Raw genomic sequence first — 16,339 nt, 5'->3', positions numbered from 1 at the left:
GCCGGCGCGGAGCGCGCGCCCGCGGTAGCCGCCTGCGCCGACGCGCAGGTCCGTCGCGCGGCTGCCGAGCCACGGCGGCATATCGATGCCGCCGGCGACCGCGACGTAGACGCGGCAGCCGCGCAGCGGGGCCCGGAAGCCGATGCGGCTTCCGGCCCTGGCTAGGACGGGCCGCCACATCGGCAGCGGGCGGCCGTCCAGCTGCGGCGCCGCGTCGGCGCCGCAAACCGCGAGCAGCGTATCGCGCTCGCAAATGAGGGCCGCGCCGCCGAGCGTCAGCTCGAGCGCGGCCGCGTCCTGCGGATTGCCGACGAGTACGTTGGCAATCCGCAGGCTGAGCGGGTCCGCGGCGCCGCCGGGCGCCACGCCCAAGGCGCGGCCCGCGATGCGCGGAGCGGCCTGGACGCTCGCGAGCGGACCCGCCCGCTCGACGAGCAAGGCCCCCGCCGCTGCATCGCCGCCAAGGGACCCTCCCCGCTTTAAGCGAGCACCTTCAGCCGGCGCACTCGTTTCACCCTCGCACACTGCCGCGCTGCTCTGTTCCCCTGCGGCATCGAGCCGCATGGCCTCGCCGTCTGCCGGAGCTCCGCCAGCGACGCCGGCTTGTGCCCATGCAGACGCTTCATCTGCCGTTACCGGGACAAAACGTACCCGATCGCCCGCTCGCAGCAGCGCCTGCGGCTCACGGTACGCGTCGAACAGCTTCAATGGCGTCCGCCCGATAATGCTCCAGCCTCCCGGAAGCTCCGACGGATAAATGCCCGTTTGTACTCCGCCGATCGCAACAGAGCCTGCCGGAACCTTCGTTCGCGGCGTTCCTCTGCGCGGCACGGCCAGCTCGGGAGGCAGCCCGAGCAAATAAGGAAAGCCCGCCGCAAAGCCAAGCATGCAAACCTCGTAGCTCCGGGAGCTGTGAAGCCGGATCACCTCATCTTCCGAAAGCCCGCAGCGGCTTGCTGCCTCTTGCAGATCCGGTCCATGCTCTCCCCCATAAATCACAGGAATCGACACGCTCCAGTCACGTTCAGCACGCTGCTCCTCATCCGTTTCCGCTGAGCAGCTGTTGACATCCTCCGGCTCGGTTCCATCACGTGGCAGGATCACCTTTTCCACATATCTTCGAACAGTCTCCGCTATCTCGTCATCAACTACCCGATCTAGCAGAAGCGTCAGCGTCGTATAAGCCGGTACCACTTCTTGCACTGCTGCTAACGGCTTATCCATGAGCTGTTGCATTACCGCCCGAAGCGAGGCCCTCACTTCATCTGTCGGCGCCTCTCCGAACCGAAGCGTCAGCGCGCGGTCCCCGGATGCATAGATCTCCATCGCCGCCCAGCTCCTTCCCTCGGATTACTCTGCGACAACCTCCCAGTTTCCGTCACAATCCGCTTCAATCGTGCCGCGCTCGAAAATGTAATTGGCGATCAGCTCCGACACATCCGTCGGAATATCCTTCACTACCGGCTTGCCGTGAAACATTAAATAATTTCCGCCCCCGCCTGCGCGGTAATTGTTCATGACGACATCATAAGTACTGTCCGGATCCAGATCTTTCCCTTGAAATCTCGCAAACTCGACCCGCTGGCCTGCCGGCTTTGCCACATTCAGGCGGTATTCAATGCCTTCCCACATGTCATAGTTATAATGCTGCGGCTTCGGCTCCACAAACTTTGGATTCACTTCAATCTGTCCATTCGCATCGACCATAAAGTATTCCGCCGTCTGCTCCAGCGCCTCCAGTACGTCTCGTCCGCTGACGCGAACCACCTTAAGCGTGTTCGGATAAATATAATTCGATACGATATGGCGCATCGTTACTTCAGGAGGAAAGCCCGGCGACGTATTATCAAACAATGCGGTGTTGGAAATTTCAGCTCCCGATATTTCCATTTGCACACGATTAATAAATTCAATGAGCGGGTTGTCCTTGAGTCGAACCTGCTTCGCATCGCGAACTGTCATATCTCCTTTGATTCGGCCCATCGGCTGATCCAGCCACTGCTGCGTCTCTGTTTCATAGCTTTCGCTCAACCGAACGAGCTCCTCGTGCTCTTGAACCCCTTCAACCGACAGCAGCTCCGTATGCTTGCTTACGATTTTCCAGCCTTCCTCGCTGTGCTTCTCCAGCTCAAGCTTCACTTTGCCCAGCGCACGTCCGGCATGTCCCGGCTGCACCACTGCCACTCCGTTTGGAAGCACCTGAGAAATCATTCGGTGCTGGTGACCTGTCAGCAGTACATCCACGCCTTCTACCGCATTACACAACTCGTAGCCTTGGTTTTCACCGGTCAATGGCTCCGTCGCTTCACCGGTATCTAAATCTCTTTCAAATCCGCCGTGATACGAAACGATGACAACGTCTACACCTTCCTGCTCGCGAAGCACCGGAATCCACCGCTTTGCAGTCTCCACCGGGTCGGCAAACACAACCCCTTGAATATGATTAGGGTTTTCCCAATTGGGGATATAGGAGGTGGTCAAACCAAGCAAGCCGATCTTTACTCCGGCTTCCGTTTCAAACACCTTATATGGCGGTCCAAACATCGGCTCTCCCGCTTCATTAAGCAAATTCGCGCTGAGCCACGGAAATTGACTTTCGTTTACCGCCTTTAAGAAATATTCCATTCCGTAATTAAACTCGTGATTGCCGATTACCGCTGCATGATACCCCATTGCATTTGCGGCCAGCACCATCGGATTCGGCGGAGCAGAGTTCACGCGGGCATGATGGTATACGAGCGGGGTTCCCTGCAGCAGATCTCCATTATCAATAACAAGGGTAAAGGGCACTTCTTGCCGTTCTTTCTCCACTAATGTGTACACTTTCGCCATCCCCAGCTCTAGCTGCTCATGATTTGCATAAGATTTGGGCAATATATTTCCATGTAAGTCGCTTGTTTCTAAAAGAGTGATTGATGTACGGTCTATCGGAATCATAACAGTCCTCCGGCTGAAAAAGTTTCGATAAGACCACTATACCACATTATTGGCAGAGGAACGGAATACGGCAAGGTTCGACGATTTTTCGCAGAAAAATTCGACCTTTCCCCACAAGTTAATAAAACTTTAACTTCCGTTCCTTGGAATTCTCTGCTAATATATTTTACGTGTTCGACTTCGGTCAAAAAGCACACAGGAGGGAAACAAAAGATGTTCAAAAAGTTTTCTGCAGTGGGTCTTACTATGGTGCTGGCTGCTGGTTTAGCAGTAGGCTGCGGCACGAAAGAAGAAACAAACAACGCGGGTCAAGGACAAGCCCCAGCAGGCGGAGAAAACAAACAAGAAGCAGCTGCTGGCTATGTTCCGAAAGAGCTGAAGGTACAGTTCGTTCCTTCCCAAGCAGCAGAAACGCTTGAAGCGAAGGCGAAGCCGCTGGAAAAGCTTCTTAGCGACCGTCTGGGCATCCCGGTTAAGGTTTCGGTTTCGACAAACTACAACACGATCATCGAAGCTATGGACTCCAAGCAAGTTGATGTTGGCTTCCTGCCTCCGAACGCATATGTTCTTGCGCATGACGTAAGAAAAGCGGCTGACCTTCTTCTTCAATCCCAGCGTTTTGGTGTAGTTGAAGGAACAGGCAAGCCGACAGCTGATCTGGTTGACTTCTACCGTGCAATGATCGTTGTTAAGAAGGACTCCCCGATTACTTCGATCGCTGACCTGAAGGGCAAGAAAATCGCGTTCCAAGACGTAACTTCTTCCGCAGGTTATGTGTTCCCGGCAGCTGAAATGATCAAAGCTGGCGTGAACCCGGAGAAAGACGTAACTGGTATCACTGTTAAAGGCCATGACAAAGCAATCCTTGCTGTACTGAACGGCGAAGTTGATGCAGCAACCGTATTTGAAGATGCTCGTAACAACGTTGTGAAGGACAAGCCGGACGTATTCGAAACGACAAAGGTTATTCACTACACAGCTCCAATCCCGAACGATACGATTTCCGTTCGTTCCGACATGGACAAGGATTTCCGCAAGAAGCTTGCTGACGCATTCATCGCGATCGGTAAAGATCCGGAAGGCCAAAAAATCATCAGCGACGTTTACTCCCACAAGGGTTATGCTGAAGGTAAAGACGAAAACTTCCAGCCTGTTCGTGAATATGCAAAGGCTGTAGGTCAAGAAATCAAGTAATTTCGGCGCATGCCTGTTTGGATAATTAGCCCTCCATTGCGAGGGCTTTTTTCTTGCTCAAAATAAGATGAAGGATTTAAGCGATGCCATTCCCGTGTAAATCAAGTAATACTCCAAGTCATCGAGTCATCCCATCACGTGTACTAACCACCTCATTACAAACAAAAAAAACGGTTGTTGGGCTCGAAACAGCCTTCCCAACAACCATTCTTTCATTCCACCTATATACCCTGCCAAAGCCGCATCGACAGGTAATCACCGGCACTTGCCCCTGACACTAGCTCGTCCAGCATATCAACCAAACGAACTTCTTATCAGCAACAAATTGATTACCGTCATAAATGGTTTATCACACTAATCTTTTATCACATAAATCTTGTTTCAAAAACGCTACTGCTTCATTCATTACACGATCCGTTTACGGATATAGCCCGAAATCATATCGATCACGGTTACCAGCACGATAATCCCAAGCAATATGATGCCTACACGGTCCCATCCGCGGGCTTCCAAAGCAAAATGCAGCGGAGCCCCGATGCCCCCCGCTCCGACCATCCCCAGGATGGATGCGGAACGAATGTTAATTTCAAAGCGGTACAGGGTAAAGGAGTAGAAGTAAGGCAGCACCTGCGGAATGACCGCAAACCAAATGGTCTGGATCCGATTTGCACCGCAAGCGGTCAGCGCTTCCGAAGGCCCCATATCTAAATTTTCGATTCCTTCCGAATAAAGCTTGCCAAGCATCCCAATCGAATGCAGACCGAGCGCCAAAACCCCGGCAAAGGGACCCGGCCCTACCGCTTTAATAAACATAATCGCCATAATGATTTCCGGAAAGGTCCGAATAAAGCTTAATACAAATTTACCGGAGCCGGATACTTGTCTGCGCTTGCTCATATTCGCCGCTGCCCAGAAAGCAAACGGAACCGCAAGCACTGCAGAAATGAACGTACCCAGGATTGCGATGGCCAGCGTCTCATACAACCCAACCAGCAGCCCCTCTTCACCCGGTACGTAATGCCAGTCGGGGTGAATGAGACCTCGTAAAATCGCTAGCGAGATTTCTCCCGAGGTTTCCTTAATTCCCGTAAACTCAAGGCCGGTAAACGACCACAAGTAAATCGCCAGTATGATCAATCCGACAAGCCAAAAACGGATGCGAAAACGTTTCGGTTTTACCACTTCGTTCATCATAACAATTTCTCCCGAATTTTCGTGCTGACGTAGTCAATAATCAAGACGATCACCAGCGTTAAAATAATAATCGTGGCTGCCCGGTCGTACCGAAGCTGGTTCAAGGAACGGTCCAAGAAAAGACCGATACCGCCTGCTCCAACGATACCAAGAATCGCCGCCCCACGTACGTTTACCTCGAAGGTATACAAGAAGTAGGCTACGTACTGAGCCACTACCTGAGGAACAATTCCAAAGTGAATCCACTGCATTTTATTCGCCCCAACAGCAGTCATTGCTTCTAACGGTCCCGGATCAATCGCTTCGATCGATTCATAGAACAGCTTGGCAATTAACCCGAACGAAAAGAAGCTGATTGCAAGCACCCCGGCAAACGGCCCAATCCCGAAAATCGCTACAAACACCGCTGCGAACAGCAGCTCCGGGATCGTCCGGATCAGGTTCAGAATAACGCGGGATGCATTATGTAATAGCTTGGAGCCAAATACATTGTGCGCCGCTGTGAACGCGACTGGAATCGCAAGCAATCCGCCTACCGTCGTTCCGATGACCGCCATTTGAATGGTCTGAAGCATGGCCTCCCAGATCGTGTCTATGTAAGCCCAGTCCGGCGGAAACATGTCGGCCAGCAGTTCCATCATTTCTCCGGTTCCTGTAATGAGCTTGCCGAAGGAAGCATCGGTTTGATATGCGCTTCCCACGAGCAGGAGCAGGATAAGAACGAAAGTCAGCTGTGTTTTGAGCTGCGAAGGAGGCTGTAATCCTTTGTTTGGATTGGAAGGTTGTTTATCGCCCGCCATTATGCTTGAACCTCCGCTGCGTTTTCTCGTAACGAACGTCCATAGATGCCCATAAACGTTTCGTCAGTCGCCTCCTCCACACTACCGTCGAATACAAGCTCTCCAGCCCGCATCCCGATAATTCGGGTGGCGTACTCACGCGCCAGATCAATATCATGAAGGTTGACCACCGTTGTAATTCCAAGCTCCTGATTAATTCGCTTCAAGTCATCCATAACTTGACGTGTCGTTAACGGGTCAAGAGACGCAACAGGCTCGTCCGCCAAAATGATTTTGGCCTCCTGCGCAAGCGCACGCGCAATCGATACACGCTGCTGCTGACCGCCCGACAGCTGGTCGGCACGGGTATACGCCTTTTCCTTGATATTGACGCGTTCCAGCGCCTTTAATGCAAGCTCCACGTCCTGCTTCGGGAACAATCCCAGAAGCGTACGCATAGTGGAATGATAACCGACGCGACCGGACATAACGTTACGAAGCACTGTCGAACGTTTTACCAAATTAAAGCTTTGAAAGATCATGCCGATATCTCTACGCATCCGGCGAAGCTCGCCGCCAGCCGCTGCAGTGATTGACTTGTCGCCGATCAAAATTTCCCCTTCTGTAATTTCATGAAGGCGGTTAATAGAACGGAGCAGCGTAGATTTCCCGGCCCCCGAAAGACCTACAATGACAAGAAACTCGCCCGGGGCGATGCTCAAATTAATGTTTTTGAGACCGACAACGCCGTTCGGGTATACCTTCGAAACATTTTTAAACTGAATCATTAGCCTCCAACTTTCTGTAAATGATAATGATGACTACATAAAACAATTTGCCAAACATTCATAATTCGACACAAATTTCAAAGTTCCTTTTTCTTCTATGTAAAGAAATCGTAACGATTCATGAAGCATTTTTCTTACAATTCACGTTTTCGGAATGAAGTATACCTCAATAGGGCTAATACATAATTTTTTTCTGCAGCTCCTCCGCTCGTCTAATTAATATCATTTTACTCTGCACATCAATCACTTGCTCCAGCTGCAGCTCCTGCAAAATTTTCGTAACCGATTCTCTAACTGTACCGGCCATATTGGCAATATGCTGATGAGTCAGCTTCATTTCAATTAACACCCCATCGGCAACCGGTTTGCCGTATTCTTCTCCTAGTCTTATGATCAGCTTGATGATTCGGGAACGTACATCCAAAAAGGATAGGTCTTCGATCTGTTCATTGGTCCTGCGCATGCGCTCCATCGTCGTCTCGAGCAGCTTCATCATTATGCTGGGGGTTTTTAATAGAAATTCATTAAAGTTTTCGCGCAGCAAAACGTACAGCTCCGTCGTTTCCAGCGTTTCAGCCGTAGCCGACCTCGTCTGTCCCGGTGTAATTAACGCCATCTCTCCGAAATAATCCCCCTGCCGGAACAAGGTTAATATAATTTCCCGGTTGCTTTCAAGCCGATGTATTTTCACGAGCCCCGACTTAATAATATACATTTCGTGACCAGGGTCTCCCTCACAAAATAGGACCGTGCCTTTTGGAACCTTTCTTTCCGAAAAGAGAGGCGCAATCCGTTCCAGTTCCTCGAAATCTAGTCCTTGAAAAATGACGATCTGCCGCAATAGCTCCAAAATACTATTCATAAAACGAATCCCCCCATCCACAAACCCTATCAATCCCGTTCAATTCGTGTCCGACTCGTTAGGTCGTTCCTCCTGAATCCGGGTGAAATCTATCCATCCAACGTCTTATTCTTTCCCCTGAATATTATGTCAAAAAATCATCGATTTTGCTATGGTTCATCTTTACCTAAAATTTTCCAAACAGAAAAATCCCGCCTTGGCTATGGTGTACATGACCGAGACGGGATCAAATAGTTCATGAACGAACAGCGGATTTCGCGCCGCTTAGTCCATATCGAATTTAAACTGAAATAAACCTGCTTTTCGAAGCGCTTGGAAGATGACAACGACAGCCGGCCCTAAAAACAATCCGATAACCCCCACTAGTTGGAAGCCAACGTAAAGAGCAACTAGAGCGGAGATCGCACTGATTCCGACGGAATCACCGAGGATTTTCGGCTCAATAATACGGCGTACGACCGCCAGCACGAGAAATAAGAGCAGAAGGCCTATTCCCAGCTGAGGCTCCCCTGTGACAAGACTGACAGCGGCCCACGGAAGCAGCACGGCGCTGGAGCCGAGGATCGGAAGCGCATCGACCAAGGTAACCAGCAGGGCAATCGCAAACGGGAAATCAACGTTCATGAGCAGAAGTCCGACAGCCACAATGATGTAGGTGATTGTGCTGATCAACAGCTGCGCCCGCAAAAAACCGAAAATGGAACCGCGAAGCGAAACCAGGACGTGATCCATTTTGTCACGGGATCGTTCTGAAAAAAAGTTTAAAAAAGATCGTTTCATTGATGGCAAGCTGATGCTAAACAAATACAGTGCAATGACGAATACAATCAATGCGATAAACATACCCGGCAGCTTGGCAGCCATATTCACCAGCGATCGCGAAATATTACCGGCGATGCCGGCCGCTGTTTGCGTCATACCATCAATACTTTTCTCAATGCCAGCTTGGAGCTCCGGAGATAACTTTTCCGCCCAGCTCACCCACTGGACCTTCCAATTGGGGACCTCGACAATCAGGAAGTCTTGAGCCATTTTGAAAAAGACGGTTGCTTGGGCAGTGACCTTCACCCCGATAAACAGGATCACCCCAATCGCAAGGAACGTGAACAAGCTGCATAAAATGACAGCCGTCCACAATCTGCTCAGCTTCGTTACCCGGGTGATGAAGAGCAGTGCAGGCTCTATTAATATGGCAACAATTAAAGCAAGCAAAAACGGTCCTCCGACCGTAAACATGCCTAGCAGGAATAACAACACGCCCGCTAGTACTATCAGTTGTTTTACAGACAATAGAGCCAATCCTTCCAAAATGAAGTTTTCTTTTTATTCTACCATTCATCCCCCTGCTTGTTCTACTCCGTAAAATGATTCGGCTTTATAAGTTGTTATTGCTGCCAGATTGATTCTGAGTCGTTTCCGCTTGATTTTTAGGAAGATGACTTTTTTGCTTTGATTTGCGTTGACCTTTTTTGTTCTGCGTTTGGTCCTGTTGATCTTGATTTTGTTGCTCTTGATCTTGATTTTGTTGCTCTTGGCCTTGTTGTTCTTGGTTGTTTTGGGTATGTTGATTCTGTTGATCTTGTTCTTGATTTCCCTGCTGCTGCTGTTCACCTTGTTGCTGGTTCTCTTGATCCTGTTGATCTTGGTTCTGCTGTTCCTTATTCTGTTTATCTTTATTCTGCTGACTCTTGTCTTCATTTTTTGGACCCGGCTTATCCGCCTTCCTCGGTCTTACGAACATAAACATCAGAAGCGGCAGGCCTAGCTGTAAAACAACAGCAAACGGCACCCAAACATAGTTTAGAGCGAACACCTGCAAAGCATCGCGAAATAGATATAGTGCGAGGATGCCCGAAATTAATCCCAACACGAAAACCATCAATTTCTCTCTTTTCGGTGAAAAAATACGCCCTAGTCCATGACTCACAATGTAAAGACTAAAGCTGATTTTCACCATCATCGCGGGGAGCCAGATCCCCACAATAGGCAAGTCAAACCGGTCCAAAAAATCGGTCAAGCTGATCTGCCGGATCATCTCATAGTTAGGATACAAAAGCCGCGAAGGCAGCTCTGTTCCTAGTGTAAGAATAACAGTAGCCTGTAGTATAAAAAGCGCCCCCGTTCCGATAGTGACGCCGATCACCGCAGCCCGGGGCATCCACGATTGACTGTTTGCAATAAAAGCAAGCCCGATCGCTTCTCCAAGATAAGGAATAAGGTACCACGAAGCTTGAAGCGGCGGCAGTAATCCTTTTTCAAAAACGGGAAATAAGTATTTGAAGTCAATGTCTCCGAGAAGGAAAACAGGCAGCAGCACGATGATAAAAAGTAAAAACGGCTGCCACAGCTCATTCATTCGGGCAAAAGTCATTGGTTTTCCTGCAGCTGCAATCACAGTCGTGGCAATAAGTAAAACCATAATCATCGGCAGCGGAGTGTGATTCAATAACGAAATTTCTATAAAGTCTACGGTACTGCGCAAATCACGAATTAGGATAAACAGGTAAAAACCGGTGTAGAGCAGGACTACCGCCTTTCCTGCCCATGCACGCCATTCAATTAAAGAGACAAATAAATCTTTCCCAGGGAATCGGGATGCGGTCTTTGATATGAAATAGACAACAGCTATACCATAAAAATAGGCAAGTAAATAAGAAAACCAAAAATTACCATCCGCATATTTCGTTAGAACCGATGGTAAGCTGATAAGCGTTGCATTCAATGTAAAACCCGCTGCGATTAGAACACTTTGATAGCGGGTAAGCTCCGATTTATTCACCTCCAACCCTCCTTATTCTTGCAGCTGGTCGGGTATGGCTGCAGGAGCAAGCATAACCCCAGGATGCTCCACGACCATTTCCGAAATCACGTTCACCTTCATGGTCTTGTACGTCTCGTACCAGGATTTCTCCCACTGACGCCAGTATGCAGCATCCTTCCGTCTAATTTTGTCACCGAAGCCAATCGGGTCGGATTGGTATTCCTTTTGCAATTTTTGAATTCCTTTCGTTGTCGTCTCTACAATTTTTTCGTTGACCAATTTACTTATATTTTGCATCCCCATGGTTGTGGAGACTTTGAAAACAGAGGCATTTTCCATGAGCATCCCAATCCCTGTCAACCGCAGCTCAAATTCCGGACCTTCCGGTCCCGCCTTAGGAATATAATCAACATCGTACTTACTAATCTGTACCGTCAAATGACCTTCCCCCTTCGGGGATTTTACGGTAACGGTTGGTTTATCCGCTTGATTCATCGCTAGAAGCACGCTCTGAGCGAGTTCCCCCTCCAGCATTCCTGTCAAGCGATCCTCCCGAAATACAGCGAGTCCTTTCAAAACAACCGTCGGCTTCTCCAGCTTTTTTTCACCCGGCTTGGTTGTCTCCTTTACCACGTACGATATGGCGGGATCAATCCCAGGAGTAAGTAGTTTATCGATCACATCAACGATATCGATCGGCTTTTTCATCGCTCGTGTTGCAAGCTCCCTGAGAACCTCACCTGTCACATATTCGGTGGGAACTTTCGCATTTAACACCTCTTGCGCCGGTCCCTTTGTGATTAACAAATTTGCGCTCATCCGGTTTTGCGGGACGCGAGCCATAATATCGATAATCGGCGCGATCCCTGCTTTGGCCAAATCTTCACCGATCAGGATGACCCTTCGATGGGCAAAATACAGCTGCCGGGAAAGTGCTCGCTGCTGCTTTTGATTGGAGTCACGGATCGTTTTACCTGCTGCCGAGTCAATATACCACGTATCCTCACCGGGCGTACCGCCCCCGCCGCCTCCGGAACCGGCTCCCCCCATTTTACTGGGCAGAGGAAATTGTACGGTGACCCGGTAAGGCTCCTCGCCCTCTACTTTGTCCATCGCCGTTGCGGAAACAAACACAATATCGTTTACCTCCTTGCGGTCCCAACAGCCGGAAATAAACCCGGTAACAGTTAGTACGAGAACAAGAAGCGGCAACCGGCTGCTCGGCCTCATTTTCCTCCACCTCTCTTTTTTGCCCCGAACCTGTTTCGTCCTAGCCGCTGCGGATCCGCGCCGTTGCTTGTACTAGGCCGCTTGCGCATTTTCCACCAAGGAGCGCGAATAAATATATCCTTATGGTCACTTAGCTTTAGCGGAGCAACTCCTGTCATATATGGCACACCGAATGAGGTAAGACTGCAAAGATGTGCCGCTATGATAACGGTGGCAACAATGATGCCGTACAATCCAAACATACCTGCGAAAAGCATTAGCGGAAAGCGCAGCAGACGAATGGAGATCGCAAAATTGAACCTTGGGATAGTAAAGGAGGCAATCCCTGTCATGGAAACGACGATAACCATGGGGGCGGAAACAATTCCTGCTTCTACTGCCGCTTGTCCGATAACCAAAGCTCCTAATATACTAACGGTTTGACCTACTGTTTTCGGCAGCCGAATCCCCGCTTCACGGAGAGCTTCGAAAGAGATTTCCATAATAAGCGCCTCGATTAAGACCGGAAAAGGGATCGCTTCCCTCGCTGCCGCGATACTGAGAACAAGACTTGTCGGCATCATCTCCTGATGAAATGTCGTCGTCGCGATGTAGATCGCAGGCAGAAAAATGGCTATAAAAAGAAATAAATAACGCAGCCATAATAATGGAGTTGAAAATAAATATCTTTCATAATAATCTTCGGGAGAGCGCAGCATTTGCCAAAAGGTGATGGGTCCAGTCAGCACAAATGGTGTCCCATCGGTGATAACAGCGAACTTCCCCTCAAGCAGCTGCCCTGAAACACTATCCGGACGCTCCGTATACTGAAGCTGCGGAAAAGGAGAAAATGCCTTATCCTCAATCATCTCTTCAATATAGCCGCTCTCCAGCACTCCGTCGATTTCAATCGATTCAATGCGTTTGCGGGCCGTGTTGATCACGGAGGAATCGGCGATATCCTCCATGTACATTAATGCAACCTTCGTCTTCGTCCTTTTGCCTACGGTAAATACTTCGCACTTTAAGGCTGAGCTCTTAATCCGCAGTCGAATGAGCGCCACATTAACGCCTACACGCTCCGTAAACCCCTCCCGCGGTCCGCGGATGACGGCCTCCGTCGGCGGCTGCTCCACCGCCCTTTCCGGGACTTTAGGAACCGCATATACGTACGCGTGCTTTTGTCCCTCAAGTAAAAGCACTGCTTTTCCCGAATTCACAGCAGCCTCCACGGCTGGAATCGATTCAGCCTTCGAGTACCACAGCAGTGCAATCTGCCCGTTCTCCGGCTCGATATTTCCAGATTCAAAAAACGGCTGCAGCAAATGATCCTCCAGCCGGTTTACATCAACAACTTCCTTCATGTACATCAAAATACCGGAAAGCTTAGTTTTGGGATGCTTCAGCTTGCGAAATTCTACATCGCTGCAATGCTGAAAAGCTTGTTTTAAGCGGGATTCATTTTGTTCTAGGTTGTCGCTGATCGCTGGTTCATTGTTAGCCATAGTATCCGCACCTTATCCATCATTTACTACACATAATTCCCCGAACCGATTCGCAATTATACGGATCACTCGGGCCCACTTCTGTGCACATTTTGCAAATCGATGCTTTAAAATAAAAAAATGCGCGCCATTGGCACGCATTCATCTAGATCATATTATTCGTAGGCAGGACTCATAAACACCCGATTTCGCCCATCAGCCTTCGCTTTATACAGGGCTTTGTCGCCTTTTTTCAGCAGCTCGTCCAGTGTCGGCGTATCCGGGGCTAGGATGGCAATGCCTAAACTTGCGGTAACCCGCAGCCTGCCTAAACTTGTCGAAAATTCGAGAGCTTCAATGCGTCTTCGAATGTTTTCGGTCAGAACAGCCGCTTCCTCTCCCTCTAGCCCAGGTAAAAGAACGACAAATTCTTCCCCGCCGTAACGGCCAAAGATGGCTTGCTCCACGTCGCGAAGCACCTCCAAGGTTCCCTCGGCAACCTCCTTCAGCACTTTGTCTCCGACAGGATGACCATATTTATCATTTACACTTTTGAAGTGATCGATATCAAACAGGATTAAGCCAAGCGGAATGCCTTCTCGTATACAATCCGTAAAAATTTGAGCTCCAGCTTCAAAAAAGTGTCTCCGGTTAAAAATCCCCGTCAGGCCGTCAAGCGCTGCGATCTCTCTCATTTGGCGATAGAGTCTGGCATTTTCCATAGAAATTCCAACTTGGCTTGCATGGGTAAACGCCAAGCTCACTTCACTGGTCGTAAAGGAGCCTTCCATCGAAAGAATCATGAACATTGCAATCAGCTTCCGCTTAACAAGTATGGGAACAAATAAGTAGAGTCCGTCCGAATGCACCCTAGTGATTGGGCGTTCCTCCGTACGCAGCTGAACAATGACGCTTTTTAGCTCCGCATGCGAAAATTTATCATCGATCGGCACACGGCCTTGCTCCGGAAACCGTCTTGGAGGATGATCATCGCTAAGCATCCACAGGGCTACTGCTTCGTACGGAAGCAGCTGCTTACATGCGGCGATGCTGCGTTCCACCACTTGATATTCATCCAAAGTAGAGCTGACCGAGTAGCTCACCTCTCTCAGCTTCTCTGACAATTGCCGCTGCTTTTGCTCCAGTAGAAAATGACTTTCCAGCTCTGTCGTGCGCGCCGTGCGTTCCAGCAGTTCATCAATTTGACCGACCATGTGGTTGAAGGCTTGTCCCAGCTGCCCCACCTCATCATTACTTGATATCTGTACGAGACTTCTCATATTGCCGGCAGCCACCTCGTTCATACGCTCCACCATGCCGTGCAGAGGGCGTGTCACCCAACGGGAAAACGGAATCATAATGAGGAGAAGAGCGATAATTCCAAACAATATGGTTAGAATCGTAGGGTAAAGAATCAGCTTCGATACCTTCTGATGAATCTTGCTGCTTTCAACTGAAACGATAACTGCACCCGCTTTATTGATCCTGTTTTGATCGAGAAAGGGGACTACTGCTGCAATATAATGCTCGTTTTGCAATGTGTACTCAAAAATGCCTTCCTTAGCTTGTTGGACAGCTGATGCCAGATCAGATTGAATAATTGTCATTCGTTTGTATTGCTCATCACTTGAAAACAAGACATTCCCGGTTAAATTGGTAACTAAAACCAACGATAAATCACTATTTTTCTCGACAAGCTCACGGCACTGTTCATCAAACCCAACCAAATCATATGCAGAAATCCCTAAGCCTTGGATTCGTTCAAGCTGATTCCGCAGGCTTTCCCCATTCAAAATCAGATGTGCCTTCAAGGCTTCGGAATACTGCCTGTCAAACAAGTGTTTAATGATTCCATTGTTAGCGCCCAAGATCACGATAAGAATCGTAACCAGCATTAAAATAATTTTGGTCTGCAGCTTTGACGTAAGGCGCATCTTATTTCTCCCATTCATAGCGAGTATAGACCAGGGAATCGAGCAACAGCCCGCTTTTCAATTTCAGCCCGAGTTTATTGGCACGAGCCAAGCTTATGATCGCCTCGCCTTTTTTCGTCGGACGGATCTCAAGCTCTGACGGCTGTTTGCCCTCGACTATGATCGTGCGAGCCATTTTTCCGGCTTGAAAGCCCTGCTCAAAGCCAGAAACGGTGACCGCTGAAAGCGTCCCATGAGCTACCCGGTCCTTCCAGAAGCTGAAATCCGGCAGCATGCTGTTTTCCGCCGTCCATTTCAGAACCTCTGTATAGTGAACATTTTTTCCGCTGCTGTCCTTAAAATTAAAAACCCCAATGATCCCAATTGCATCCACCTGTGACTGGTACTCTAAAATCTTGCTTTGATAGTCCTTATAGCTTAGGATCGGTTCCCAGCCCATCCATTGAATATCAGGAAATTTGTCCGTCTCCTTACGAATCCGCGCGATCACCGGCTCCCATAAAGGCGCATCGTCGAATACTAGCGCGATTTTACGGACATTCGGGGCCAATTCTTGAAGGAGCCTGATATTCTCTGCAAAATGCTCCGTTTCCAGCACTCCCGTCACGTTCGAAGCTCCATCTAGCCCATAAAAAGCCGGTTGCCGATTAACGCCGCTGAAGACAAATGGAGTGGTGGAATGGACAAACCTGGAGGTAACATACTGCTGCGCCTCGTCGTCGGTCGTATAAACCAAGTCCGGCTTCCATTCCGTGATGAGTTGTTCAATTTCATCCCCCTTCGACTTCAGCCAATCCTCCGAACTGTTATTTTTCGCATTCATTTGTACGGTTCTATATTCGACTTTTACATCTGTACCTAGGCCGGATTGGAAGCCGGAAAACTGCCCGTCTGTCCAAATCCAAGGCGAATGGTAGCTCATCACGTGCAAAATTTTAAATGTATGGTTTGGGGCCGCGACCTCTGGGGAAAACGTTTCCAAAAAAAGCCCCTGTTCTTTCTTACCAACAGAGCTGCAGCTAACTAATGCGACAAGGAGCACAAGCAACAGAGGGTAATACCTAACCTTCCGAATGGGACTAAGCCTCCTGCCAATATTATGTAATCAGTTTCTAGTTCTTCAATACTATTATAAAAACGACATAAGGCACTGACAAGAAGATTTATTCGCTTACCGGCTTTTATACGATAGTCATG

General features: G+C 49.3%; 13 protein-coding genes. 1 reads left to right on the top strand and 12 read right to left on the bottom strand.

The features are described 5' to 3' along the window. Both pxpB and GQS10_RS09660 read right to left on the bottom strand, forming a co-directional pair. The coding region (gene pxpB, locus GQS10_RS09665) for a 5-oxoprolinase subunit PxpB (RefSeq protein ID WP_166241429.1) at positions 1-1,326 on the bottom strand (1,326 nt) is incomplete at its 3' end. A gap of 24 nt (positions 1,327-1,350) precedes the next feature. Then, positions 1,351-2,937, bottom strand: coding sequence for a bifunctional metallophosphatase/5'-nucleotidase (locus GQS10_RS09660; protein ID WP_166241427.1), 1,587 nt, complete (start codon positions 2,935-2,937; stop codon positions 1,351-1,353). Positions 2,938-3,150: 213 nt separating this feature from the next. Between GQS10_RS09660 and GQS10_RS09655 the strand changes: the two genes are divergently transcribed. Then, positions 3,151-4,131 (top strand): phosphate/phosphite/phosphonate ABC transporter substrate-binding protein, encoded by a 981-nt coding sequence (locus GQS10_RS09655; protein WP_166241425.1) that lies wholly within the window; start codon positions 3,151-3,153, stop codon positions 4,129-4,131. Positions 4,132-4,536: 405 nt separating this feature from the next. On the opposite strand, the gene phnE (GQS10_RS09650) is transcribed toward GQS10_RS09655, so the two are convergent. The 10 genes from phnE (GQS10_RS09650) to GQS10_RS09605 form a co-directional block, all read right to left on the bottom strand. Continuing rightward, positions 4,537-5,325 carry a phosphonate ABC transporter, permease protein PhnE gene (phnE, locus tag GQS10_RS09650; protein ID WP_424991779.1) on the bottom strand — a complete coding sequence of 263 codons (789 nt, stop codon included), beginning with the start codon at positions 5,323-5,325 and terminating at the stop codon, positions 4,537-4,539. Next, a complete protein-coding gene (gene phnE, locus GQS10_RS09645; RefSeq protein ID WP_166241423.1) occupies positions 5,322-6,125 on the bottom strand; it encodes a phosphonate ABC transporter, permease protein PhnE in 804 nt (267 codons plus the stop codon). Before phnE (GQS10_RS09645) ends, phnE (GQS10_RS09650) begins: the two co-directional genes overlap by 4 nt. Beyond that, complete coding sequence (gene phnC, locus GQS10_RS09640) at positions 6,125-6,892, bottom strand: phosphonate ABC transporter ATP-binding protein (protein ID WP_166241422.1); 768 nt, start codon at positions 6,890-6,892, stop codon at positions 6,125-6,127. Before phnC ends, phnE (GQS10_RS09645) begins: the two co-directional genes overlap by 1 nt. A gap of 175 nt (positions 6,893-7,067) precedes the next feature. After that, a complete protein-coding gene (locus tag GQS10_RS09635) occupies positions 7,068-7,754 on the bottom strand; it encodes a Crp/Fnr family transcriptional regulator (protein ID WP_166241420.1) in 687 nt (228 codons plus the stop codon). Positions 7,755-8,018: 264 nt separating this feature from the next. After that, positions 8,019-9,044: a sporulation integral membrane protein YtvI gene (gene ytvI, locus GQS10_RS09630; protein ID WP_166241418.1), complete on the bottom strand. Its 1,026-nt coding sequence runs from the start codon at positions 9,042-9,044 to the stop codon at positions 8,019-8,021. An 85-nt stretch (positions 9,045-9,129) separates the two neighbouring features. Next, entirely contained in the window at positions 9,130-10,533 is a 1,404-nt protein-coding gene (locus GQS10_RS09625; RefSeq protein WP_166241416.1) for an endospore germination permease, read from the bottom strand. A 12-nt stretch (positions 10,534-10,545) separates the two neighbouring features. Continuing rightward, positions 10,546-11,745: a Ger(x)C family spore germination protein gene (locus GQS10_RS09620; RefSeq protein WP_166241414.1), complete on the bottom strand. Its 1,200-nt coding sequence runs from the start codon at positions 11,743-11,745 to the stop codon at positions 10,546-10,548. After that, complete coding sequence (locus GQS10_RS09615; protein ID WP_166241412.1) at positions 11,742-13,229, bottom strand: spore germination protein; 1,488 nt, start codon at positions 13,227-13,229, stop codon at positions 11,742-11,744. The genes GQS10_RS09620 and GQS10_RS09615 overlap by 4 nt, the downstream gene beginning before the upstream one ends. Positions 13,230-13,384: 155 nt before the next feature. Next, complete coding sequence (locus GQS10_RS09610; protein ID WP_166241410.1) at positions 13,385-15,142, bottom strand: diguanylate cyclase; 1,758 nt, start codon at positions 15,140-15,142, stop codon at positions 13,385-13,387. Between the two features lies 1 nt (position 15,143). Continuing rightward, positions 15,144-16,064, bottom strand: a complete 921-nt coding sequence (locus tag GQS10_RS09605; RefSeq protein WP_166241408.1) for an ABC transporter substrate-binding protein — start codon at positions 16,062-16,064, stop codon at positions 15,144-15,146. Positions 16,065-16,339: the final 275 nt, after the last annotated feature.

This window comes from Paenibacillus turpanensis (genome assembly GCF_011421635.1).
Taxonomy (GTDB): domain Bacteria; phylum Bacillota; class Bacilli; order Paenibacillales; family YIM-B00363; genus Paenibacillus_AK; species Paenibacillus_AK turpanensis.
The sequence above is the reverse complement of the archived record's forward strand: the minus strand, read 5'-3'. Positions and strand labels throughout refer to the sequence as shown.